Source organism: Pseudomonadota bacterium, assembly GCA_030859565.1.
GTDB lineage: Bacteria > Pseudomonadota > Gammaproteobacteria > JACCXJ01 > JACCXJ01 > USCg-Taylor.
In genome coordinates this window covers 1-20,637 of record JALZJW010000067.1, presented here as the reverse complement: position 1 = coordinate 20,637, position 20,637 = coordinate 1, and the positions used below count along the sequence as shown (strand labels likewise).

The following is a 20,637-nucleotide window of genomic DNA, read 5'->3' as shown; positions in this document are numbered from 1 at the left end:
CCATTATACCCTGCGGTTCCTGCGCGCCGCGCGCCTCGCGGGCGGGCGTGCTCGCTACGATTTCTTCACAAGCTCTGAGATGCAACGCCTGGTCGTTGGATGCCTGTTACTCGCCCTGACCGGGCAGGCCTGGGCGCATAAGGCCAGCGACAGCTACCTGGACGTGCAAGTGGGCGATGAACGCATCGAAGTGCGGTGGGACATCGCGTTACGCGATCTGGATTTTGCCATCGGCCTCGATGGCGACGGCGATGGGGCAATCACCTGGGGCGAGGTCCGCGCTCGCCTACGAATGATTCGGGACTACGCCATGCCGCACCTGCGTTTTGGGAGCGGCGATGGCCAATGCACACCGCGGGGCGAGCGGCAGCTCATCGATCATCATAACGACGGCGCCTATGCCGTTTTGAAGTTCGAGCTTACCTGTCCGCCCAGCGCCACGGATGTTCAAATCCATTATGACTTGCTCTTCGATCTCGATGCGGCGCACCGCGGGCTGCTGCGTCTCACCTACCGCGGGAGTACCCAGCCGGCAATCTTCAGTCCCTCGCGCCCGCGCCAATCTTTTTCCCTGGGATCGCTGCACTCGCTGGATGGATTTCTGGCCTACGGCCGCGAGGGGGTGTGGCACATCTGGATGGGCTACGACCATGTGTTGTTCCTGCTCAGCTTGTTGCTGCCAGCGGTTTTACATCGCCGTGGGCGGATCTGGGTCCAGGCCGATGATTTTCGGGCCGCTTTCCTCGATGTCGTAAAGATCGTCACGGCCTTCACCTTGGCGCATTCCGTCACGCTCAGCCTCGCGGCGCTCGGAACCCTGAAGCTGCCCTCGCGCTGGGTCGAAACCGCCATCGCCGCTTCGATCATCGTGTCGGCGCTCAATAATCTCTATCCGGTCGCGTATCGCCAGCGCTGGTCTCTGGCGCTAATCTTCGGCCTGATTCATGGCCTGGGCTTCGCAAATGTGCTCGGGGACCTCGGCCTGCCGGCCGGCGGGCGCGTGCTGGCCCTGCTCGGGTTCAATCTCGGTGTCGAGCTTGGACAGCTCGTGATCGTGAGCGCCTTCCTGCCCTTGGCTTTTAGCGCGCGCGCGACGCGGGCCTACCGCCAGCTTGTCCTCGGTCTCGGATCGTCAGCGATCGCCCTGCTTGGCTTCCTGTGGTTCGTCGAGCGTGGATTCAATCTGGAAATTCTGGGGAGCTAGCCTCAACGATAGTGAGCGGCCTGCTCAGTACAAAACCTAGCATGGAGAGGCAAGTGTGCTCTTGGGGCTTCGAGTCCTCACAATCATCGGCCGTCACTATCTCAACGGCATCGCTCAGCCCGCGTAGCCTACGCTTGCTGGTTAGACGGCAGCTGCGTGAAAACTGTTGCTCTTCGACTTTGCAACTCAAAGACCTACAACGCGATTCCAGTCAGCTATGTACATGTAGAGCCTCTGGAATTCGCTCGGCAGCAACATGCGGTTGTGTGCGATGAAGTGGCGCACCTTCTCCATTTCGTCCATGCGCTGTTTCAGCCAATGCTGTGAGGGAATTACTTGGAAATGTTCCCATTTGTCTATGATGATCTGAGCCAGATGACCAAACTCGATGAAGCCTAGGAGATCGGTCCTTTCGCCTTCCAGCCACGAGTCCTTGGCTGCGGCAGCAATGCGACTCTCTGCATGCTCGCGAATCTTGTTCGGAATTTCCGCCGACCAGTTCTCGCCGACTTTCTCTCTAAGGGTCTCTCGAACAAATTCACGAACTTCGTTCTCGAAGCAATAGAGCACTGCGTAGAGACGCGCCGTCTCAAGGGCTTGATTCCGACGAGATACGCCGAACGGTGACAGAGCTTCAGCCAGTAGTTTGTCTTCTGCGTCGGCGAGATCCGCTCCGACCTGAATTCCCGCGCCCTGGAACTTCGACGCCTCGGACTCGAACATCAATCCCCGGAACAAAAAGTCTCGTAAGTCCTTACTCTTCAAGTAGGTGGTCCCGAAGCGACTTAAAGATCGCGTTGTAAACCTCAACGTCCTTCGATGCTGGTAGATGAATCTGGATGTTGTAGTGCAGACCCGGAGGGTGAGTGCGGCGAGTCTTCTCGTCGTCTTCTTTCTTCTCAGGCGGCGCCTTAGTTTTGCCTTCGTCGCTGCCCGTTTCGGTGATCTTGGTGGCTTTCTTTGCTGGTGCGGTTTTGAGGTCAGACAACTTAAGCAGCGAGTAGAAGGTCTTCGTCATCAGCGAAGCAACGTGATCGCTCACGTTATGAAAGCTCTTGAACTTGCCCTGTATTGCCGCCTTGTCTGCATCAGTTGGATGTTCCTTTATGAGAAAGATGTCACCGTATGCATCTCGAAGCGCCTCCGCCATTACAGCTTTCGACCTTGAATGATCTCGGTAGTCGTGATACCGGGTCGTCGGTTTTCCGTCCGGCGACAGGAAACCAAGATCCTTTAGCATTGGAAGCATCACGCGGTCGTTGGACGAGGAGAAGCCCCAATCCTTGAGCAGTTGCTGGGTAAATTGCTCCGGAGCTTGACCGTCGCGGACCTTCTCGAATAGCTCCGGCAGACGGCTGGATCGCTACGGTGTACTTGTTCGTCAGTGGCATTGAGGCTCCCCTACAATTAGTGCCGTCTAACATCAAATGATCGGCCCATCGGCCGCGTTATCACACGGCGGGGCCCCCCTAAGGATAGGAAATATTCCTTGACGTTCAAGCACTTTATTATCCTTTGGGCCGCATGAACGGCCGGGGAAAGACTGCAAGCCAAGTGGAACACGGGGTCTTGCTACCCCCGCCGTGTTGTATCACGACGCTCTTTCTCGATGCGCGCAAAATAGCTTATCGCCGTCAAGGACTGTGAACATGTCCTCATGAATGATCTCCCGGCACTCGGCTGCATCGCCCTTATCTGTTGCTAATTACCGTTGCTCTCGCTATGGGAGCCGAGGTATCTCTGTTCGAACCCGTCGTTGACATCCCCGTCCCTGGGATCGGAATCCCGCCATCCCTGTCGGAAAGGCGCACGGCGTAGCCACTTCTGCCCTAAAGGAGAGGAACGATCATCAAGGCCACGATGTTGATGATCTTGATGAGCGGGTTGATCGCAGGGCCGGCCGTGTCTTTGTAAGGATCGCCCACGGTGTCACCCGTCACCGCCGCCTTGTGGGCGTCTGAACCCTTGCCCCCGTGATGGCCGTCCTCGATATACTTCTTGGCGTTGTCCCAGGCGCCGCCCCCGACGGTCATCGAGATGGCCACGAAGATCCCGGTGACGATGGTGCCGAGCAGTAGACCCCCAAGCGCCTTGGGACCCGCATCGCCCCCCATCAGCAAACCGAGCCCCAAGGCCACGGCGATCGGCACCAAAACCGGCAGCAGCGAGGGGACGATCATCTCCTTGATGGCGGCCCGGGTCAGCAGGTCCACGGCCGTGGAGTAATCGGGCTTCGCGGTGCCCTCCATGATCCCCGGGATCTCGCGGAATTGCCGCCGCACCTCCAAGACCACGGAGCCCGCGGCCCGCCCGACGGCCTCCATGGCCATCGCGGCGAAGAGGTAGGGGACGAGACCCCCGATGAAAAGACCGATAATCACCGCCGGATCCGAGAGATCGAAGCTTATCTTCATCCCGGCGTGCTCCAAGCTGTGGGTATAGTCAGCGAACAACACCAACGCCGCGAGTCCCGCCGAACCGATGGCATACCCCTTGGTCACGGCCTTGGTCGTGTTTCCGACGGCATCGAGCGGATCGGTGATCCCGCGCACCTCGGGCGGGAGATCGGCCATCTCGGCGATGCCGCCGGCGTTGTCGGTGATGGGACCATAAGCGTCGAGGGCCACGATGATGCCGGTCATCGACAGCATGCTGGTCGCGGCGATCGCGATCCCGTAGATGCCGGCGAAGGCATAGGCGAGGAAAATGCTCGCGCAGACGGCCAGAACGGGGAGCGCCGTCGCCTTCATCGAAACCGCAAGCCCGGCGATGATATTGGTCGCATGTCCAGTGGTCGAGGCTTCCGCGATATGGCGCACCGGCGCATACTGGGTGCCCGTATAGTATTCCGTGACCCGGACCAGCGCCCCCGTGAGCGCCAGACCCACGAGGGAGGACAGATACAAGGCGATGACGTTGTATTCGTCCACGCTCCACATCATGAATATCGTGACGGGTAGAAAGGCGACCGCCGCGATCCCGCCCGCGACGATCAATCCGCGGTAGAGGGCGTCCATGATCTTGCCGCCTTCCGTGGCCTTGACGAAAAAGGTGCCGATGATCGAGGCGATGATCGACACCCCCCCGAGTGCGAGCGGATAGAGCACCGCGTCCACTGTGGCGCTTTTCACCAGCAACGTCCCGAGCAGCATGGTAGCGATTACGGTGACGGCATAGGTCTCGAAGAGATCGGCCGCCATACCCGCGCAGTCGCCGACATTATCCCCCACGTTATCCGCGATAACGGCGGGATTCCTGGGATCATCTTCCGGGATCCCGGCCTCGACCTTGCCGACCAGATCTGCGCCGACATCAGCGCCCTTGGTGAAGATGCCGCCGCCCAAGCGCGCGAAGATCGAGATCAAGGAACCGCCGAAGCCTAAACCGACGAGCGGGGCAAGGTCCACCGTCGCACCCTCGGGGGCGAGCGCCGCGAGCAGAGCGTAATAACCGGCCACGCCTAATAGCCCGAGGCCCACGACCAAGAGTCCGGTGATGGCGCCGCCTCGAAACGCCAGGGTCAAAGCGGGGTTTAGACCGCTTTTCGCCGCTTCGGCGGTGCGCAGATTGGCGCGCACGGAGATGTTCATGCCGATGTAGCCCGTCGCGCCCGAGAGCACCGCTCCGAGCAAGAAGCCGAAGGCTGTTTTCCAGTCGAGCACGATCCCAATGAGGAGAAACAATCCGGCCCCGACCTTGGCGATGGTCGTGTATTGGCGATTGAGATAGGCCGATGCCCCTTGCTGAATAGCCGCGCCAATCTCGCGCATCCGTTCGGAGCCTTCGGGTTGCAACAGGATCCATTGCACCGACCAGGCGCCGTAAGCGATGGCCAGGCCGCCGCAAACCAGCGCGAAGGCGAGCGACAATGATCCCAGCAACAAGCTCAGTAGCAGTATCGCCGCGGCGATGCCCCCCGCGATAGTCAGATAGTGGCGATTGCTTAGCAATGTCTGTAGGAAGCTTTGTCCTTCCTGGCGCACTTCGAGGGCTATTTCTTTTACCGCGCTAGCAACTTGCATGTGAGGACTCCCCAGTTGTTATGGCATTAAAAAAGGGGCTGCCCGCCCCGTAGGATTATGCGGTAAATAGTAATGGATTATGATCGACGTTAAAAGGCGGTTGCCGAAGGCTAGGTTCTTTCTGTAATCTGAAAGACGGCATAACTATTGAGATTACGACCATGGGACACACCGTGGCCTTTACTCGGCCGGACGGAAGGGCCTCAAGCGGGTACTATGTGAGCGCCGCGGCGGGCGATAGCGCGCCGGGCATCGTGGTGATCCAGGAATGGTGGGGTGTTAACCAGCAGATCAAGGGCGTGGCACACAAACTCTCAGCGCGTGATTAGAACATACGACCCCGGCGCCGGGGCGGTCCTAGCGCAGAGCAAACGCGACCTCGCGATCGCCGCCATCGTAGTTTTTTGTGTCTCCATCGGGCTCTACCTCGACGCGGACTGCACTCGTATCGAGCAGTATTTCCTGGGCGCCATCGCGTGGTGCTTTTTATTCGGGCTCTTGCAATTCGAATCCCCAGCCATTCGCATACAGGTCGCGGTGGCCGTCGCGGTGGCGACGCTGTGCGAGTATTCCTTCGCGCCCCTCTACCATATCTACACCTATCGGTTCGACAATGTTCCCGCCTATGTCCCGCCCGGTCACGGTATGGTGTATTTGACGGCCGTGGCGCTTGCCCGATCCGCGCTCTTCGAGCGCTACGGCACGCTCATCGCGCGCGTAACGCTCGTGATCGGGGCGTGCTGGGCCTTATGGGGTGTGACCTACGCCGAACGCGCCGATACGGGCGGGGCGGTGTTATTCCTGGTGTTCTGCGCCTTTTTTCTTCTGGGGCGCTCGCCGCTTCTGTACATCGCGGCCTTCTATATCACGAGTTACTTGGAGATCGTGGGTACCTATTCGGGCGCCTGGGCCTGGGCGGTGCATTGGCCCTCTTGGGGCCATCTTCCCCAAGCCAATCCGCCGAGCGGTATCGCCGCCGGGTATTGCTTCCTCGACACAATCGCGCTGTTCGGCGCTCCCATCCTGGCGCGATTCATCACCTTCTGCAGCACCGCATTCCGGCGCCTGCAGCCTGTCCCGGTACGCGTATGCCCATCGCCTCCGGCGCGCGACACTGGTTAACCGCACGCCGACTTCTTGCATGGCAATGACTCTCTCAAGGCGGCAAACGAGACGGTGGATGGCCGGGGCCATCCTGACGCTTGTGGCGTTCCACCTCGTAACGCAAGCGTTCGTCTTCCTGCCCGGCGATTCGTGGGCTTACGGATTCGTGCCGCTGTTCCACATCGGCCGCGAGAGGAACGTTCCGACGCTCTACTCGGCGCTGAGCCTCGCCGCGTGCGCGATGGCGTTCTTCAGGATCGCCGTCGCGGAACGCGAAGAGGCCGCGTCCTTTTGGGCCTACTGGATGGGACTTGCCGTCGTCTTCGCATGGCTTGCGATCGACGAAGCGCTCCGCATTCACGAACGCACGATCGAACCGCTGCGGGCGGCGCTGAAGACCTCCGGCGTGCTCTACTACGCCTGGATCATCCCGTACGGCCTCTTCGCAATCGGCTTCGGCGCAGTCTATCTCAGGTTTCTGTTCGGGCTCCCGAGACGCGTCGCGGCGCTGTTCGTTACGGCCGGAGCAGTCTTCCTGGCAGGAGCTGTTGGCTGCGAAATGTTGGGGGGACGCGAAGCGGAGTTGCACGGAAGACTGACCGTCGTCTTCGCCGTTTACGTGACGGTCGAAGAAATCCTGGAAATGACGGGAATCGCGCTCCTCGCCGACGCGATTCAGGCGTATCTTGAGTGGAAAGGCAGATTGCTTCGAGTCGACTGGGTGGCGTTCGGCCCTATCCTCCGCCCGAGACTGACACTCGCCTCCCCGCCGTAGTCAGAAGTGGGCCAGTGAGCCACGGTAATGCACGGGACGGCATGGGCGCGGTTAAATAATCATTGTGCGCCGCACAATCCTGGCGCTAGAATTGCACAACCGAACGGCGCCGGGGAACCCCTATCCCCGGACGCTCTCGTTCCAACTCGATGTTTAGTGTCGGAGGATGCAATGGAAATTAAAGATAAAGTAGCACTCGTGACGGGCGGAGCCAGCGGCATCGGTAAGGCCGTCGGGTTTGAGCTCGCGCTCCGGGGCGCCAAGGCGGTCGCATTGGTCGATCTCACCGAAGAGGCGTTTAGAACCGCGGAGGAGATCAACAAAGACCTCGGCAAAACGGTGGCGCATGCCTTCTGCGGGAATGTGACCGACGACGATTTCCGCCGCCGGGTATTCGACGCCGTGAGCGAACAGCATGGCATGGTGACTATCTGCGTCCCGGCCGCCGGCATCACCCGCGACGCCCTAGCGGTCAAGATGAACAAAGAGACCGGCAAGGCCGAAATCTATCCGCTGGAGAAATTCCGGCTGGTGACGGAGGTTGATCTCTTCGCCCCGGTCTACTGGTCGCTTGAGATGGTGGCGCGCGCCGCCGAGGCGCGTTACCGCATGGGTTTGAAGCGCTGGCAACCCCAGGAAGGCATGCAGGGGGTCGTCATCTTCATCGGATCGATCTCCTCGCAGGGCAACAAGGGCCAGATCGCTTACGCCGCATCGAAGGCCGGTCTGGAAGGAGCGGCGGCGACCTTGATGAAGGAAGCCATCTTTCACGGCGTCCGTTGCAGCGTGATTCACCCCGGCTTCACCGATACCCCCATGGTCCGCGCCCTCGGCGAGGAGTACATCCAGAAATACGTTCTCCCCGAGACCCAGTTGGGGCGGTTGATCCGGCCGCAAGAGATCGCGGACGCGATTTGCTTTATGATCACCAACTCCGCGGTGAGCGGGGAGCTGTGGGCCGATGCGGGTTGGCATCCCTCGCCTGCCTAGCGAGCGATTTCCTGATTTCGGGAGCGCTGCGATAGCGTGACAACTGGGGAGCAAGATACGAGCATAGAAAATGGACCGCGTGATCGCGGAGCAACGTGACTATACATAACGTCAAGAGTAATTGCGCATCCGAAAATCGAGCCTCGTCATGCCAGAGCGAAAGCTGGCATCCAGGAACACTTAGCTCCGCACTGGATTCCCGCTTCCGCGGGAATGACGCTGTCGGATGATTGGTCGCTAACGATACGAATTAGCATGCGTCGCTATGTATAAGACCTCTCGGGTGCCGCCGGGCTCAGCTCAGCACGCGGAGCGTCACGTATACCGGCGTACCCGCTTGCGTTACCCGGTACGGCTGATCATGCTCACCGTTTTGTCTGCCTTGCTCGCGCCCGCTTCAGTCCTCGCGCAAACGAGTCCGCACGCGTTACCGCCCGCGGTCATGCAAGCGCTACAGCGGGCCAACATCCCAACCGCGAGCGCCGGGATCTTCGTGCAAGACACGGCCACCCGGGAGCCGTTGCTCGAATGGTCGGCACAAACGCCAATGAATCCCGCCTCGACGGTTAAGCTTCTCACGACCTTCGCGGCACTCGATCGGCTCGGTCCCGCCTACACCTGGAAGACCGAAATCTACGGCTCGGGCCGTACCCAAGGCGATGTGTTCGAGGGGGATCTCATCATTAAGGGCTACGGCGATCCCAAGCTGACCTTGGAACGGTTTTGGCTCCTGCTGCGCACCGTCCGGCAACGCGGAATTCGCGTGATCCGCGGGGACTTGGTGCTCGACCGCAGCTACTTCGGGATCCCGGAGGATGATCCCGGCCAGTTCGATCACCAGCCTTTCAGCCCGTATAACACCGGACCCGATGCCTTGCTGTTGAACTTCAAATCCGTACAGATCCGGTTGTTGCCGACGAGCGCCGGCGCCGTGCGCGTGGTCAGCGATCCGAATCCCCCGCAGTTGCAGCTCGTCAACCGGCTCGGCGCCGCGCGCGGGCCGTGCCGCGGCGGCCCGTCGATCGCCGTCCGCGGCGATGCCGCGCAGGTAAGGGTGACGGTCCACGGACGCTACGCCGCGGCCTGCGGCGACGCCGAGTATTACACCGCTGTCTTGGGCCACCCGCAGTACGTCCATGGCGTATTCAAGGACATATGGGGTGATCTCGGGGGCGCGATCCACGGCCGCGTGCGCGAGGGCCCAGTCCCGGCGCGCGCCGAGCTTCTGGCCGCAAGCGAATCCCCGCCGCTCGCCGAGATCGTGCGCGACATCAACAAGTTCAGCAACAACGTGATGGCGCGGCAGTTGTTCCTTACCTTTGGTGCGGCTGCTCGGCAAGCGCCGGCGACCTTGGTGAAGTCGCAACAGTCGATGCATGATTGGGTACTCGAACAAGGCTTGGATCCGCAAATGGCCATCCTGGAAAACGGCTCGGGGCTGTCGCGAACGGAGCGCATCACGGCCCGCGAGATGGGCAAACTGTTGCTCGCCGCGTACCGCAGTCCGTTGATGCCGGAATTCGTATCCTCCCTGCCTATCGCCTCCGTGGACGGAACCATGCGCCGGCGGTTGCGGTACACGGGCGTCGCGGGTCATGCCCACATAAAAACCGGCAGTCTGCGCGGCGTCAAAGCCATTGCCGGTTATGTGCACGACCGGTTGGGGCGCACGATCACGGTCGTCTGCCTCATCAATCACCGCAACGCCGGGGCGGGCGGCGCGGCCCAGGACGCGCTGCTCCGCTGGGTCTATGAGGGAGGGCCCCAAATCCCGCGATCCGTGACCCGGCAAGCGACGCGGTAGAACCCAATCGCCCGTACACCGCATTCAGGAGCCATGCCAGCGGCGATTCCGGCGCCAGTCGATTCTTGCCTTAACCGCAAGCAGTCAAAACTCAGTATGCAACGAGTGAAGCGTTTCCTTCTGATCCTCGCGGTGCTTGACACGGGCTGTGCACAGGGACCGGAAGTCCCGGCAATGGTGCCTGACATCAACACCGCGTCGTACGTCTCCGGCCCAAAAACGATCGCCATCTTGCGGGCACGGGGCGGCGAAGAGACCAGTTTTTTCATGACCTCGATGATCGATAACGAAGGGTTTCGGAAGGCCCTGACGGTCGCGCTTGAAAAATCAGGACTATTTCGCATCGTGTTTATCGACCTGCACGGCGATTATGTGCTTTATCCCAAGATTGTGTTTCAAAACGTGGTCCCGGGCCCGTCGATGCGCTCGGTGTTGAAGGTCGAATATCGGATCGTGGATGGCTTGAGCGAAAAGGAACTGTGGCAACGGCGGGTGATCTCGACCTATGACGCGTCTCTCGCCGAGGCGCTGTACGGCGTGAGCCGGGTACGCAAAGCGCATGAAGGATCGGTGAGAGAAAATATTCATTCGCTGCTTAAGCAATTGAGCGAATTCGTAGCCGCGGACATCACTCGAGACACATCGAACCCATCGAGGCAACCGGCTGGTGATCCGCGTTAACCCCACACTCTACCTCCGGGAGCGGGATCTCGAGTGGCAGTTCGTGCGCGCCCCGGGACCCGGCGGTCAGAACGTCAATAAGGTCGCGACGGCGGCGCAGCTTCGTTTTCACCTCAGCAACGCCACTTATCTGCCGGAGACCCTGCGCAAGCGGTTGTTCTACCTCGCGCGCGGGCGCATCGTCAAGGAGGCGACGTTGGTGATCGAGGCCCACCGCTATCGCAGCCAAGCGCGCAATCGGCGAGACGCGCTCGAACGACTCCTGGGCCTCATCCGCCGAGCCGCGACCATCCCAACGCCGCGATTGGCGACCGGACCGACGCGCGCCTCACGGAGGATCCGGCTCGAAAGCAAGCGCCGTCGCGGTCTGCTCAAGCGCGGGCGCAATGTCGAACCGGGGGCCGAGATTTAAGGAAACTCTGCAAAAGTTACTGCGCAGCCCATCTGCTTTGGCGCGTGCTCGCTCGTCGCTCGCCTATCTACCTGATATGTCTCGCGACTCGCTCCGCGGCTTCGCGCATCTGGGCTTGCTCGCGACACGTTTGCAGAGCTTCCCTTACGCAGACCGGCGCGGCGATCGGCGAACAAGTACGGTCTGTGTTTCGATGCGGGACTGGTATCGCGGCCGTTAGGCTCTTAGAATGACGGCAACCAGGCGCTAAACCTAACACGTTCGATACGTCGTCCGAGAACGACCAGAGGTATATACCCGTGGATATCATGGAGCAAATCAAGACGACCATTCATAGCAATCCTATCGTGCTCTTCATGAAAGGAACGCCGGATTTCCCGCAATGCGGTTTTTCGATGCGCGTGGCCGAAGCCTTGAAGTCCTGTGAGGTAGCGTTCGCGCATGTGGACATACTGTCGCAACCCGAGATCCGCCAGAACCTGCCCCGCTATTCCAACTGGCCGACGTTTCCCCAGATTTTCATCAATGGGGAGCTCATCGGGGGTTGCGATATCGTGATGGAACTGCATGAAAAAGGCGAATTACGGAAAATGACCCGCGCTGCCGTGGCTACCGTGACGCAATGACATATGAAAATTCCCGAGGCTTCGATCCGCGGGGCGGCGTGTCTGGAGTGGGTTAAAGCGATCCGCTGATCGCAACGTCCTTGTTGAGACCAGCGGGAGGCGTTCAGGTTGACAGGACTTCCGTGCTTTTTTCTATAATTTATCTAGCGCCCCGGTAAGTAAAGTAACCGATTCTTGCAGCGGGGCCACGGCGGCGGCGGCATCCCCTTTGTCGGCCGCTTTGATCGCTGTAGTGAGCCTGTTCTGAGCTTGCTCTATATCCATACCGGCGTTTTCAGTAGCGGCGCCTTCATCGGCTTGAGCCGACGCCGCGCGGGCGGCCGTGGCGGTCTCCGGAGCATTTCCCTGCTGAGCGTAGCCCAAGGCCTCGTTCGCGTGTTTTAGGGCTTCGGAAACGAATCCCTTGACGGTATCTACATGGTGGCCAGTACCGGCTTGAGCAAAAGCACTTGTTGCGGTAAGACTGAGCGCACCCGCGAGGAGTGCGGTTATAAAATTTTTCTTCATCTGTCTGTTCCTTTTCATCGTGTATACGGATTAAAAATCTCCACGAAACAGGCCGGCCTCTCCGGCCGTTCGGTACCGAGCCTTAGGGGGCTCAGGGTATAGACCCCCCCTGACGACCCTATTTGGCCTGACCTGCCGCATTTCGCAGGATTCTTGGATAGATTAACACGATCCGGGTTTTGCGACACGGGAGGCCGGCGCGTCGAGCCACCCGTGAGATAGACTCTCAAGCGAGCACGTGTGATGCAGCGGGTAGAGAAACGGCAGGAGCGGCGCCCTCCGTCACTACGGTGAAGCAGGCAGTCCCTCTTCTTCGAGCGCGATATCGACCATCAACTCGTTGCCGAGGTTTTCGAGCACCGCGCACAGTTGCTCGGTGGCTACACCCGCGGGCACACTGATCTCCGCGGTGATCTTGAACATCACCTCCCCGGACCAGGATGCGCTCGCGCATGTCGATTCCAGCTCATCGATGCTGACGCCGCGAGTGGCGAGCGCGTGAGCGATCTCTTTGATGATCCCGGGCCGGTCTTGGCCCGTCGTCTCGAGTTTCACCCGGCGGAGACCGGGGGCGGGCGGGCGGGCGGGCTCGGCCGCGATGGTTACGGTCAACCCCTCTCTGCGTAGGCCCTCAAGCGCGGATTCCAGGGCGGCGAGCTTTTTTTCCGGGACGCTCGCCTGTAGCAGTCCGGCGAACTGCCCGCCGAGCGTGGCCATGCGGCTTTGCTGCCAGTTGGCCCCGTGGGCGGCGAGGGTCGTCGATAGCAGATCAATCAAACCCGGTTTGTCGGGGCTCGTGGCGGTGAGGACTAAGATTACCGGCATGGTCGTGTATTCCGTAAAGTTTTTGTTGTAGTATTTCGACGCTCACTGCCAGAGGCTTGCTAGGCGATCCTGCTACGCACGGCACTTTCCGTGACTTCGGCGGGCTCGGCATACGCGGAGAGCGGCGGGCAGGTACAGATCAATTGACGATCCCCGCGCACGTTGTCGATCCGGCCCACGGGCGGCCAGAACTTATCGTCGCGCAGACTCGCGAGCGGATAGAATGCCTGCTGTTTGGTATAGGGGTAGCGCCACGGCTCCTCTAACAGGAGCCCCGGCGGGTGGGGCGCATTGCGCAGGACATTGTTCTCCGGATCGGCTTCTCCGCGTTCCACCGCCGCGATCTCCTCGCGGATCCCGATCATGGCCTCGCAGAAACGATCCAGCTCGCGCTTGCTCTCGCTCTCGGTCGGCTCGATCATCAAGGTATCGGGGACCGGAAACGACATCGTCGGCGCATGGAATCCGTAGTCGACCAGCCGCTTGGCGATATCGTCCACCGTGATGCCGGTCGCCTCCTTGATCGGCCGCACGTCGATGATGCATTCGTGGGCGACCAGATTATTCTTTCCTGTATAAAGGATCGAATAATAAGCACTCAGGCGCCGGGCGATGTAATTGGCGTTGAGGATCGCGATTTGCGTCGCGCGTGTGAGGCCTTCGGCGCCCATCATCGCGATGTAGGCCCAGGAGATCGTCATCAGGCTGGCCGAGCCCCAGGGCGCCCCGGCGATCGGTCCGATGGTGCCGGCGGGCCCGGCGGCGGGATTGACGCCGCCGACCACGGGGTGATCGGGCAGATAGGGCGAGAGATGCGCCCGCACCCCGATGGGCCCGGCCCCGGGCCCCCCGCCGCCATGCGGTATGCAGAAGGTCTTGTGCAGATTGATGTGGGCGACATCGGCGCCGATGAGTCCGGGCTTACTGAGGCCGACGAGGGCGTTGAGATTGGCCCCATCCAGGTACACTTGCCCGCCGTGGTCGTGGATAATGCGGCATATCTCTACGAAGGCCTCCTCGAAGACGCCGTGGGTGGAGGGATAGGTGATCATCAGCGCGGCCAAATCGCCGCGGCAAGCCTCGGCCTTGACCTTCAGATCGCGAAGTTCCACATTGCCCCCCTCGTCACAGGCCACGACCACCACCTTTAACCCGGCCATGGAGGCGCTCGCCGGGTTGGTGCCATGGGCCGAGGCCGGGATCAAGCAGACATTCCGATGTCCCTCACCCCGGGTTTCATGGTATTTGCGGATCACGAGCAAGCCTGCATATTCGCCTTGGGAGCCGGCATTCGGTTGCAGCGAGAAGGCGTCGAAACCGGTGATGCGGCAAAGCCGGTCCTCGAGTTCCTCGAAGAGCTGCAAATACCCTTGGGTCTGATCGAGCGGCGCGAAGGGGTGCAGCGCGCTGAACTCGCGTTGCGAGAGCGCTTGCATCTCGGTCGTGGCGTTAAGTTTCATGGTGCAAGAACCGAGCGGGATCATCGCGCGATCCAAAGCAATGTCCTTGGCGGCGAGACGCCGTAGATAACGCATCATCTCGGTCTCGGAGTGAAAGGAATTGAAGACCGGATGGGTGAGCAAAGCGCTCCGGCGCCGCAAGCCTTCCGGTATGCATTCCGCGATCTCGGCATCCAAATGCTCGATGTCGAGCAGTGCGTCGGCTTGGGTCGAGAACACCCGCCAGAGCTTGCGCAGATGCTCGCGGGTGGTGGCTTCGTCAAACGTGATGCCAAGGTGATCGGCCTCGAACACGCGCAGATTGATTTGCGACTCACGCGCGCGCGCGCCGATGCGCCGGGCTTGTCCGGGGACCCTCACGGTAAGCGTGTCGAACCAGCCGCGAGTCACGACCTCGAAGCCGAGTTTTTCGAGCCCGGCGGCGAGGATTTGGGTCAGACGGTGCACGCGGTCCGCGATGCGCTTCAGGCCCTCGGGGCCGTGGTAGACCGCATAAAAACCCGCGATGTTGGCCAGCAGCGCTTGGGCCGTACAGAGGTTGCTGGTCGCCTTTTCCCGGCGAATGTGCTGCTCCCGCGTTTGCAAAGCCATACGATAAGCCGGTTGTCCGAGGCTGTCGACGGACACGCCGATGATCCTTCCCGGCACCGAACGCTTATAGGCATCGCGGGTGGCGAAGAATGCCGCGTGGGGCCCGCCGTAGCCCATCGGCACGCCGAAGCGTTGCGCACTGCCGATGACGATATCGGCCCCCATCTCGCCCGGCGGCTTAAGCAGTACCAGGCTCAGCGGATCGGCCGCGACGGTGACCAGCGCCTGCTTCGGGCGGGCAGCGGCTGTCACGACCTGAGGATCCCGGATTTCACCGCTGGAACCGGGATACTGAAGCAAGACGCCGAAGGCTTCGTGGTGTTCGAGATCGGTGTAGGGATCGGCCACGACGATTTCGATGCCGAGCGGCCGGGCGCGGGTATGAACGACGGCAACGGTCTGGGGATGGCAATCGCGATCGATGAAGAATACATTGGATTTCGCCCGTGAGAGGCGGCGCGACATCGTCATCGCCTCGGCCGCCGCGGTCGGCTCATCGAGCAATGAGGCGTTCGCGATCTCCATTGCCGTGAGGTCGATGATCATCTGTTGGAAATTGAGCAGCGCTTCGAGCCGCCCTTGGCTCACCTCGGCTTGATAAGGCGTATAGGCCGTATACCAGCTCGGGTTCTCCAGCACGTTGCGCTTGATGACCGCCGGCATGATGGTACCGTGATATCCCATGCCGAGCATGGAGACGAAAACCTTGTTGCGCTCGCGCATCCGGCGCATATAGGACAACGCCGCGCGTTCGCTCATGGCCGGGGGTAGATCCAGCGCGTGCCGAGCACGGATGTTGGCCGGCACGGCCCGGTCGATCAGATCCTCGAGACTGCGCACACCGAGGATTTGCAGCATTTTAGCGCACTGCGTACGGTCAGGCCCGATATGCCGGCGCATGAAATCGTCGTGCATCTCAAGCTCGGTCAACGACAGCGTCGGCTCCGGCATCGCAAAGCTCCTCCTCGGCAAAGGCTATTGTTTATTTTAGTTGTTATGCCGTAACCATACCACGCCGGTTGCCGCGGCCGCGGCATAGATGGGATCCACCTCAAAGCCCTGGCGGGTATTCACCAGCTCGGGCGAATAAACACGCGCTGGACCGGGGTGGCGATCGTATACATGCTGCTGGGCGCGTCGCTTCGGGGCAGGAATGCCGTTGTGTATCATCGCCGAGTTCGCAGCTAAGGCAGGGCTCTGAGCTGATCGCAGATACGACTCAGAACCCGATCGATTTCGATGTTCGTTGGCACAGTGCATGTCACGTACCCCTTCTCTCTCGGTCGGAACGCAAACAGCCCGCTCGCGTCCATGACCTGGTTTGCGGTGTCGGCCATGTGAATCGCGTGCTTCAGGTCTCGGTCATCCACGATGCGCACTGCCAGCAGCAGGTAGCAAGATGGTTTGCTCCGCCGGAGCCAGGTGATGAAGTCACCGGTCGGACCTCCGCCCTTTCCCACTCGCCGGGCCCACTCCGCTTTCAGATCGATAGTCTTGATGCCGGCTTCCTTAATGCGCTTGTCCAGGTCTGCGCTTCCAGGGCGTCCCAGTGGGTTTCTCTGCTTTGGGTTGCGGCTTGTCTTGGGCGCGCCACAGGCCTTTGTCTCGATGAAAACCTCGACCGTGCCCTCGGCCGGAAAGGCCGCGTCAAGGGCGTGGCCCCGAAAGATGCGACCGGCGACGGCGGGGCGATAGTTAAGCTCCTTTCCGGAGCAATGCTCCAGAAGGACGCAAAGAAGATCGGTAAAGAAGTCGCCCTTGCCGTTCTGGTTGTCCCCCTGGTCCGCGATACCAGCCGCAAAATTTTGATCGAAACGCCACATCGCTTCGAGAAAGGCACCTTCGGCCTCGGGCCAGCGGGACCAACCCGCTGACCGGCATAAAATGAATGTTTCGCGGAGCGGTGCGCAACCCTCGCTTTCGGCAACCCTCCGGCTCGGCGTTCTCGCCACGTGAGCCCGTTCTACCGCAGTGACTTTCCCGCCAGCGTTCCCGCCGACAATGCGTTGGCCCTTCGCGGCTTCCGACTCAGCCGACGCAGAACACGAGTGCGTTGGATCGCTCGAACATCGTCCTCGCTCAACCTACATAGCCGGCGCAAAACGAGATCATCGATGACCGAAAAAAGCTCCAACGCATAGCGCTTCCTAAGCTTGCCATCTACTTGCGCAAAAAGCGACGAAAGAATGTTCTTCCCGCGGGCAACCACCGTGGGTGCTGGAACCAGGAGGCGGTCTGCTTCCGAAGGCTCCAGCTTCAGCACACCGCCTCCGTAGGAGCGGCCCGTGCGCTCAGCCGCCAACATGGTCGCCGAATTATAGAAGGCCGCTACCAGAGCCAGTCTGAGCGGCGCGGGAACTCCGCTAAGCTGCACGGCTAGGAGATTGTTCGAGCAAGTGACCTGCGCCTCGTTTAAGGCGAGGCGAGGGAAGTCGTTTGCCATGTAGGTGAGCACTGCATCCGGCCGCACGACGCCCGGGACAACATACCAAGGTTGCCGAACGCGGCACTTGTAACGGCGCTCAATGCCCTGCGATTGGCCATGGCGGATGTACCGCGCCACACCGGGAACCGTTGCGCCACTCCCGTTCCACAGGAGGCACCTTTCGTCGCGTGTCAGCAGCTGGTCGAATTCCTGCTGCGAGATCAGTGCACCCTGCACCTGCCTTGCAGCAATCAGCGTCGGTACCAGCACATCGTCAGGGAACCCATAGCGGCGGGCTTCACCCGGCCGTAAAACAAAGTAATCATTGGCGCCGGAAACGTAACCGATGCTGGCCTTGCCTATCTCGCGAAGCGGTACGAACAGTCCCTCCGCCGCCAAGCGGTCGAGAACTTCTGTTCCTTGGTCGCGAGAGGCTGGTTGCCACTTCTGCGGTTGTTCGGTGCTTGAAAACGACTCACCGCTCGCAATATGACCGTCCAGATCGGTAAGGGAGGCGGGCGACGGAACGCTCGTTAAGACAAGCCGCCCACGCGGTGCCTGGTCTTTCCCTGACGCACAGAGAAGGATGACCCGCTCCTGCGAATCCGGGAACACGAAGTCGTCGAACCTAATCACTGCCGTCGTATGGAAGGCCCCTCGGAGATACCGTCGAACTGCATCCGCGTATGAGGTATGTAGTAATTCCTCGGGCAAGACAAGAGCTAGGCGCCCGCCGCGGCGTAGGAAGCTACAGGCGTGCACGACAAACGCCGCCCAGGAGGAAGATAGGCTAGTGAGCTGCACGCCTGCCCAGTGAGCCCGATGCAGGGCACGTGCTCGGCTTGCCCCGGTGAACGATTGGTACCGGATGTAGGGCGGATTTCCAACGACTGCATCGACATCCGGAAGGCCCTGAAAGAGATCGCCTGGCGGGTCAACGGCGAAGAAATCTTCAACTCGGAGGTTTATCTTAGATGCAGATGCGGTGGGTTCCGCACGCGCGAGAATCCGCCGAGACTCCTCCACCGCGTCGGGGTTGAGGTCGACACCGTTAAGCTGCTTGGTTGGTACATGCGATCCGAGCTCACGGAGGCGTCGGGCGGCCTCGACCAGAAAATGGCCATCGCCAAGGGAAGGATCGAGTATTAAGTCGCCCGGCGAGCGAATAGCCCAACGGACAAGAGGCTGTACGATTTCCCCGGGCGTGTACCAGGCGCCCAGGTGTTTTCGGATCGATCGGTCGGTAGGGAGGCTGCTCACAGCACGCAAAGACTAAACGCATGCTCAGCGCCCCGCAAGCCTAACCGACCGGCAGAGGATAACTCATTGTAACCACTGTTCCCTACCCGGCATAGCCGGAACCAAAGTGTTGAATGTACTATTCTGGCGGATGGGCAATAAAAACTGAGATGAGTCATCTCTGTTATGTTCGAGTACCCACCTGGGCACCGTTTCGCCTGCAAGTTTATTTGAACGGACATCACTGGTTGGCTCAGCGAGTGGCCAAGGCAGGGATCGCCTTTGAACGAGCGGATCAATCGTCACGCCCTTCAGACGGTAGGGATACGTTCGCGACAGGGAAAGCTGGTTCTGCGCTTCTTCGCCGAAACCGTCACCGACACCAAGGGTATAACCCGCAAACGCTATCTGCTAAAAACATGCTGATGCCCTACGAGAAACTAAAATCATTGCCCACGGCCAAGGACTCTCTGAAGCCCGGCGTGACCTTCGAGCAGCTCGACGCAATCGCCGCTACTATCAGTGATAATGAGGCCGCTCGCAGGCTTAACGAAGCACTAACCAAGCTTTTCCAATCCATCCATCGGTCATCTGATTGGGGTGCACGTCGTGCGTTCGGCCAGTTCGGCGAGCGTCTTATCGCCGCGTGGAGCCCAGAGCCACCTTGGCCTTGAAGGCCGGTGCGTGATTACGAGGGGATCATTTCATAATGTCTGCTCCTCTCTTCTCGATAGCGTAGAGCAGTTCCATCACTTAATGCCCCCTGTCTAACTTTCCAGCAGCAGTTCTCTGAAGCTTCTCCCAGTGTGGCGCTACATGATTGGTGATAAAATCGCATTCTTCTTCAGTAAGAATTCCTCGCCAGTAATCATTCACTTTGCGAATATCCCTATTCTGATCGTGCGCTTTTTTATGTTTCGGTACGATTGAATCCGTTGTTGTCCTGTAGAATTTACTGATCTTTCTTGAAACGCGATCGCTCCACTCGAGATTGAGCACCTGGTAGATTCTAGCGTAGGCCAAATTCGGATGAGCGAGGATCTCATCTAAGTTAACAAAGTGGATCCTTGTATTCGTATCCGCCCACTTCGCAAGAACTGAATAGATTGTGGCCCAGAGAACACCCGCATTCGCTACCGAATTATGAACCTGCCCCCCGATCAACGGCAGGGTGTTGCGACCGTCTATACCTGCTTGACTTAAGCGTGTGAAAATATCGCTAAGATCAAAGGCCCATTCCATGCGTTTGAAGCTTGCAGCAACCGCCCAAGGATTGCGAAGCATCACCAGCACGTCGACATCATGTTGCTTAGATACGTAATCCGCTGTAAAGCACGCCACCGGATCCTTCCAAATTATCGTCTTAACAGCGGGGTAAAGTCGCAACAGCCGATAAGAATTTAGTGGTCGCCCGCCAATTATCGATTTTATTACTCGTCTTAATCCTTCATCAGTAGGGAAAACTCCGAGCTTAAACGCTAGCGCTAGCTGCTTGATGTTACATATTATCTGGTCAAGCAACTGAAATGGAAAAGAAGGCGCGCCTGGAATTTCGAAGTATGCGTTAATCTGTCTAAGCCCGGAGTGATAATTGAATGGCTCATGGAGCGTGTAGGCATGAGGTGCCAGCGCCAACATTTGCCCAATGGCGGTTGTACCGCTTCGGGGTATGCCGGTAACCAGAATAAGTCTGCGTGAACTATGGTCCATGTTCAGGGCATAGAATCTTCAATTCAGTTTCATGCCCAGCAATGCGTCTCTGTGCGCTATAAGGCGAGGTACAAAGCGCAGGATTCGAACGCTCGTCCGGCTAATTGTATTTTCAAGTGCCAACGCAAGTAAAGCTACAGTCTATTCCAATGCAAGATGAGTCTGAAGGGAGGGCTTATTTCTAATACAAGATGAGTCTGAAGTAAGGCGGCGACTGTTCATGATGGGAGGATGAAGACCATCATGAACGACGGACAATTAG

Annotated in this window: 21 protein-coding genes; 11 read left to right on the top strand and 10 right to left on the bottom strand. The window is 59.8% G+C overall.

Features of this window, described 5'->3' with window-relative positions:
* Window positions 1-79 precede the first annotated feature (79 nt).
* The gene (locus M3436_11380) at window positions 80-1,204 is read left to right on the top strand and encodes a HupE/UreJ family protein (GenBank protein MDQ3564706.1); all 1,125 of its coding nucleotides are present in this window, start codon (window positions 80-82) and stop codon (window positions 1,202-1,204) included.
* A gap of 186 nt (window positions 1,205-1,390) precedes the next feature.
* Here M3436_11380 and M3436_11375 read toward each other — a convergent pair whose 3' ends face one another.
* From M3436_11375 to M3436_11365, 3 genes are all read right to left on the bottom strand, one after another.
* On the bottom strand, window positions 1,391-1,969 hold the full coding sequence (locus M3436_11375) for a Swt1 family HEPN domain-containing protein (GenBank protein ID MDQ3564705.1): 579 nt from the start codon (window positions 1,967-1,969) through the stop codon (window positions 1,391-1,393).
* Entirely contained in the window at window positions 1,959-2,555 is a 597-nt protein-coding gene (locus M3436_11370; GenBank protein MDQ3564704.1) for a DUF5343 domain-containing protein, read from the bottom strand. The genes M3436_11375 and M3436_11370 overlap by 11 nt, the downstream gene beginning before the upstream one ends.
* Before the next feature lie 478 nt (window positions 2,556-3,033).
* A complete protein-coding gene (locus tag M3436_11365) occupies window positions 3,034-5,082 on the bottom strand; it encodes a sodium-translocating pyrophosphatase (protein ID MDQ3564703.1) in 2,049 nt (682 codons plus the stop codon).
* Window positions 5,083-5,387: 305 nt separating this feature from the next.
* Here M3436_11365 and M3436_11360 point away from each other — a divergent pair, with 305 nt between their 5' ends.
* From M3436_11360 to grxD, 8 genes are all read left to right on the top strand, one after another.
* The gene (locus M3436_11360) at window positions 5,388-5,555 is read left to right on the top strand and encodes a dienelactone hydrolase family protein (protein ID MDQ3564702.1); all 168 of its coding nucleotides are present in this window, start codon (window positions 5,388-5,390) and stop codon (window positions 5,553-5,555) included.
* On the top strand, window positions 5,548-6,348 hold the full coding sequence (locus M3436_11355) for a hypothetical protein (GenBank protein MDQ3564701.1): 801 nt from the start codon (window positions 5,548-5,550) through the stop codon (window positions 6,346-6,348). Before M3436_11360 ends, M3436_11355 begins: the two co-directional genes overlap by 8 nt.
* A 58-nt stretch (window positions 6,349-6,406) precedes the next feature.
* A complete protein-coding gene (locus tag M3436_11350) occupies window positions 6,407-7,105 on the top strand; it encodes a hypothetical protein (GenBank protein ID MDQ3564700.1) in 699 nt (232 codons plus the stop codon).
* A 171-nt stretch (window positions 7,106-7,276) separates the two neighbouring features.
* Window positions 7,277-8,095, top strand: coding sequence for an SDR family NAD(P)-dependent oxidoreductase (locus M3436_11345; protein MDQ3564699.1), 819 nt, complete (start codon window positions 7,277-7,279; stop codon window positions 8,093-8,095).
* A gap of 265 nt (window positions 8,096-8,360) precedes the next feature.
* A complete protein-coding gene (gene dacB / locus M3436_11340; GenBank protein MDQ3564698.1) occupies window positions 8,361-9,899 on the top strand; it encodes a D-alanyl-D-alanine carboxypeptidase/D-alanyl-D-alanine-endopeptidase in 1,539 nt (512 codons plus the stop codon).
* 96 nt (window positions 9,900-9,995) lie between these two features.
* The gene (locus M3436_11335; GenBank protein ID MDQ3564697.1) at window positions 9,996-10,580 is read left to right on the top strand and encodes a hypothetical protein; all 585 of its coding nucleotides are present in this window, start codon (window positions 9,996-9,998) and stop codon (window positions 10,578-10,580) included.
* Window positions 10,567-10,992, top strand: coding sequence for an aminoacyl-tRNA hydrolase (gene arfB / locus M3436_11330; GenBank protein MDQ3564696.1), 426 nt, complete (start codon window positions 10,567-10,569; stop codon window positions 10,990-10,992). Before M3436_11335 ends, arfB begins: the two co-directional genes overlap by 14 nt.
* 308 nt (window positions 10,993-11,300) lie before the next feature.
* Complete coding sequence (grxD, locus tag M3436_11325) at window positions 11,301-11,618, top strand: Grx4 family monothiol glutaredoxin (protein ID MDQ3564695.1); 318 nt, start codon at window positions 11,301-11,303, stop codon at window positions 11,616-11,618.
* Window positions 11,619-11,750: 132 nt separating this feature from the next.
* Here grxD and M3436_11320 read toward each other — a convergent pair whose 3' ends face one another.
* From M3436_11320 to M3436_11295, 6 genes are all read right to left on the bottom strand, one after another.
* Window positions 11,751-12,125 carry a hypothetical protein gene (locus M3436_11320; GenBank protein ID MDQ3564694.1) on the bottom strand — a complete coding sequence of 125 codons (375 nt, stop codon included), beginning with the start codon at window positions 12,123-12,125 and terminating at the stop codon, window positions 11,751-11,753.
* A 285-nt stretch (window positions 12,126-12,410) separates the two neighbouring features.
* Complete coding sequence (locus tag M3436_11315) at window positions 12,411-12,950, bottom strand: ACT domain-containing protein (GenBank protein MDQ3564693.1); 540 nt, start codon at window positions 12,948-12,950, stop codon at window positions 12,411-12,413.
* Between the two features lie 59 nt (window positions 12,951-13,009).
* Window positions 13,010-15,952 carry an aminomethyl-transferring glycine dehydrogenase gene (gene gcvP / locus M3436_11310; protein MDQ3564692.1) on the bottom strand — a complete coding sequence of 981 codons (2,943 nt, stop codon included), beginning with the start codon at window positions 15,950-15,952 and terminating at the stop codon, window positions 13,010-13,012.
* Between the two features lie 36 nt (window positions 15,953-15,988).
* Complete coding sequence (locus M3436_11305) at window positions 15,989-16,171, bottom strand: hypothetical protein (GenBank protein MDQ3564691.1); 183 nt, start codon at window positions 16,169-16,171, stop codon at window positions 15,989-15,991.
* A 14-nt stretch (window positions 16,172-16,185) separates the two neighbouring features.
* On the bottom strand, window positions 16,186-16,824 hold the full coding sequence (locus M3436_11300; protein MDQ3564690.1) for a hypothetical protein: 639 nt from the start codon (window positions 16,822-16,824) through the stop codon (window positions 16,186-16,188).
* Between the two features lie 140 nt (window positions 16,825-16,964).
* Window positions 16,965-18,062, bottom strand: a complete 1,098-nt coding sequence (locus M3436_11295; protein MDQ3564689.1) for a hypothetical protein — start codon at window positions 18,060-18,062, stop codon at window positions 16,965-16,967.
* A 222-nt stretch (window positions 18,063-18,284) separates the two neighbouring features.
* Here M3436_11295 and M3436_11290 point away from each other — a divergent pair, with 222 nt between their 5' ends.
* The gene (locus tag M3436_11290) at window positions 18,285-18,575 is read left to right on the top strand and encodes a hypothetical protein (protein MDQ3564688.1); all 291 of its coding nucleotides are present in this window, start codon (window positions 18,285-18,287) and stop codon (window positions 18,573-18,575) included.
* A gap of 224 nt (window positions 18,576-18,799) precedes the next feature.
* Window positions 18,800-19,339: a hypothetical protein gene (locus M3436_11285; protein MDQ3564687.1), complete on the top strand. Its 540-nt coding sequence runs from the start codon at window positions 18,800-18,802 to the stop codon at window positions 19,337-19,339.
* 79 nt (window positions 19,340-19,418) lie between these two features.
* Here the strand turns inward: M3436_11285 and M3436_11280 are convergent, their stop codons facing one another.
* Window positions 19,419-20,375, bottom strand: coding sequence for a sulfotransferase (locus tag M3436_11280; GenBank protein MDQ3564686.1), 957 nt, complete (start codon window positions 20,373-20,375; stop codon window positions 19,419-19,421).
* Window positions 20,376-20,637 lie beyond the last annotated feature (262 nt).

What these genes read in the sequence shown, in the direction of transcription:
- M3436_11380 (MDQ3564706.1), top strand. Translation starts at nt 80, where the DNA reads ATGCAACGCCTGGTCGTTGGATGCCTGTTACTCGCCCTGACCGGGCAG.
- M3436_11360 (MDQ3564702.1), top strand. Translation starts at nt 5,388, where the DNA reads ATGGGACACACCGTGGCCTTTACTCGGCCGGACGGAAGGGCCTCAAGC.
- M3436_11350 (MDQ3564700.1), top strand. Translation starts at nt 6,407, where the DNA reads ATGGCCGGGGCCATCCTGACGCTTGTGGCGTTCCACCTCGTAACGCAA.
- M3436_11345 (MDQ3564699.1), top strand. Translation starts at nt 7,277, where the DNA reads ATGGAAATTAAAGATAAAGTAGCACTCGTGACGGGCGGAGCCAGCGGC.
- dacB (MDQ3564698.1), top strand. Translation starts at nt 8,361, where the DNA reads ATGTATAAGACCTCTCGGGTGCCGCCGGGCTCAGCTCAGCACGCGGAG.
- M3436_11335 (MDQ3564697.1), top strand. Translation starts at nt 9,996, where the DNA reads ATGCAACGAGTGAAGCGTTTCCTTCTGATCCTCGCGGTGCTTGACACG.
- grxD (MDQ3564695.1), top strand. Translation starts at nt 11,301, where the DNA reads ATGGAGCAAATCAAGACGACCATTCATAGCAATCCTATCGTGCTCTTC.
- M3436_11320 (MDQ3564694.1), bottom strand. Translation starts at nt 12,125, where the DNA reads ATGAAGAAAAATTTTATAACCGCACTCCTCGCGGGTGCGCTCAGTCTT.
- M3436_11315 (MDQ3564693.1), bottom strand. Translation starts at nt 12,950, where the DNA reads ATGCCGGTAATCTTAGTCCTCACCGCCACGAGCCCCGACAAACCGGGT.
- gcvP (MDQ3564692.1), bottom strand. Translation starts at nt 15,952, where the DNA reads ATGCCGGAGCCGACGCTGTCGTTGACCGAGCTTGAGATGCACGACGAT.
- M3436_11305 (MDQ3564691.1), bottom strand. Translation starts at nt 16,171, where the DNA reads ATGATACACAACGGCATTCCTGCCCCGAAGCGACGCGCCCAGCAGCAT.
- M3436_11300 (MDQ3564690.1), bottom strand. Translation starts at nt 16,824, where the DNA reads ATGTGGCGTTTCGATCAAAATTTTGCGGCTGGTATCGCGGACCAGGGG.
- M3436_11285 (MDQ3564687.1), top strand. Translation starts at nt 18,800, where the DNA reads ATGTACTATTCTGGCGGATGGGCAATAAAAACTGAGATGAGTCATCTC.
- M3436_11280 (MDQ3564686.1), bottom strand. Translation starts at nt 20,375, where the DNA reads ATGGACCATAGTTCACGCAGACTTATTCTGGTTACCGGCATACCCCGA.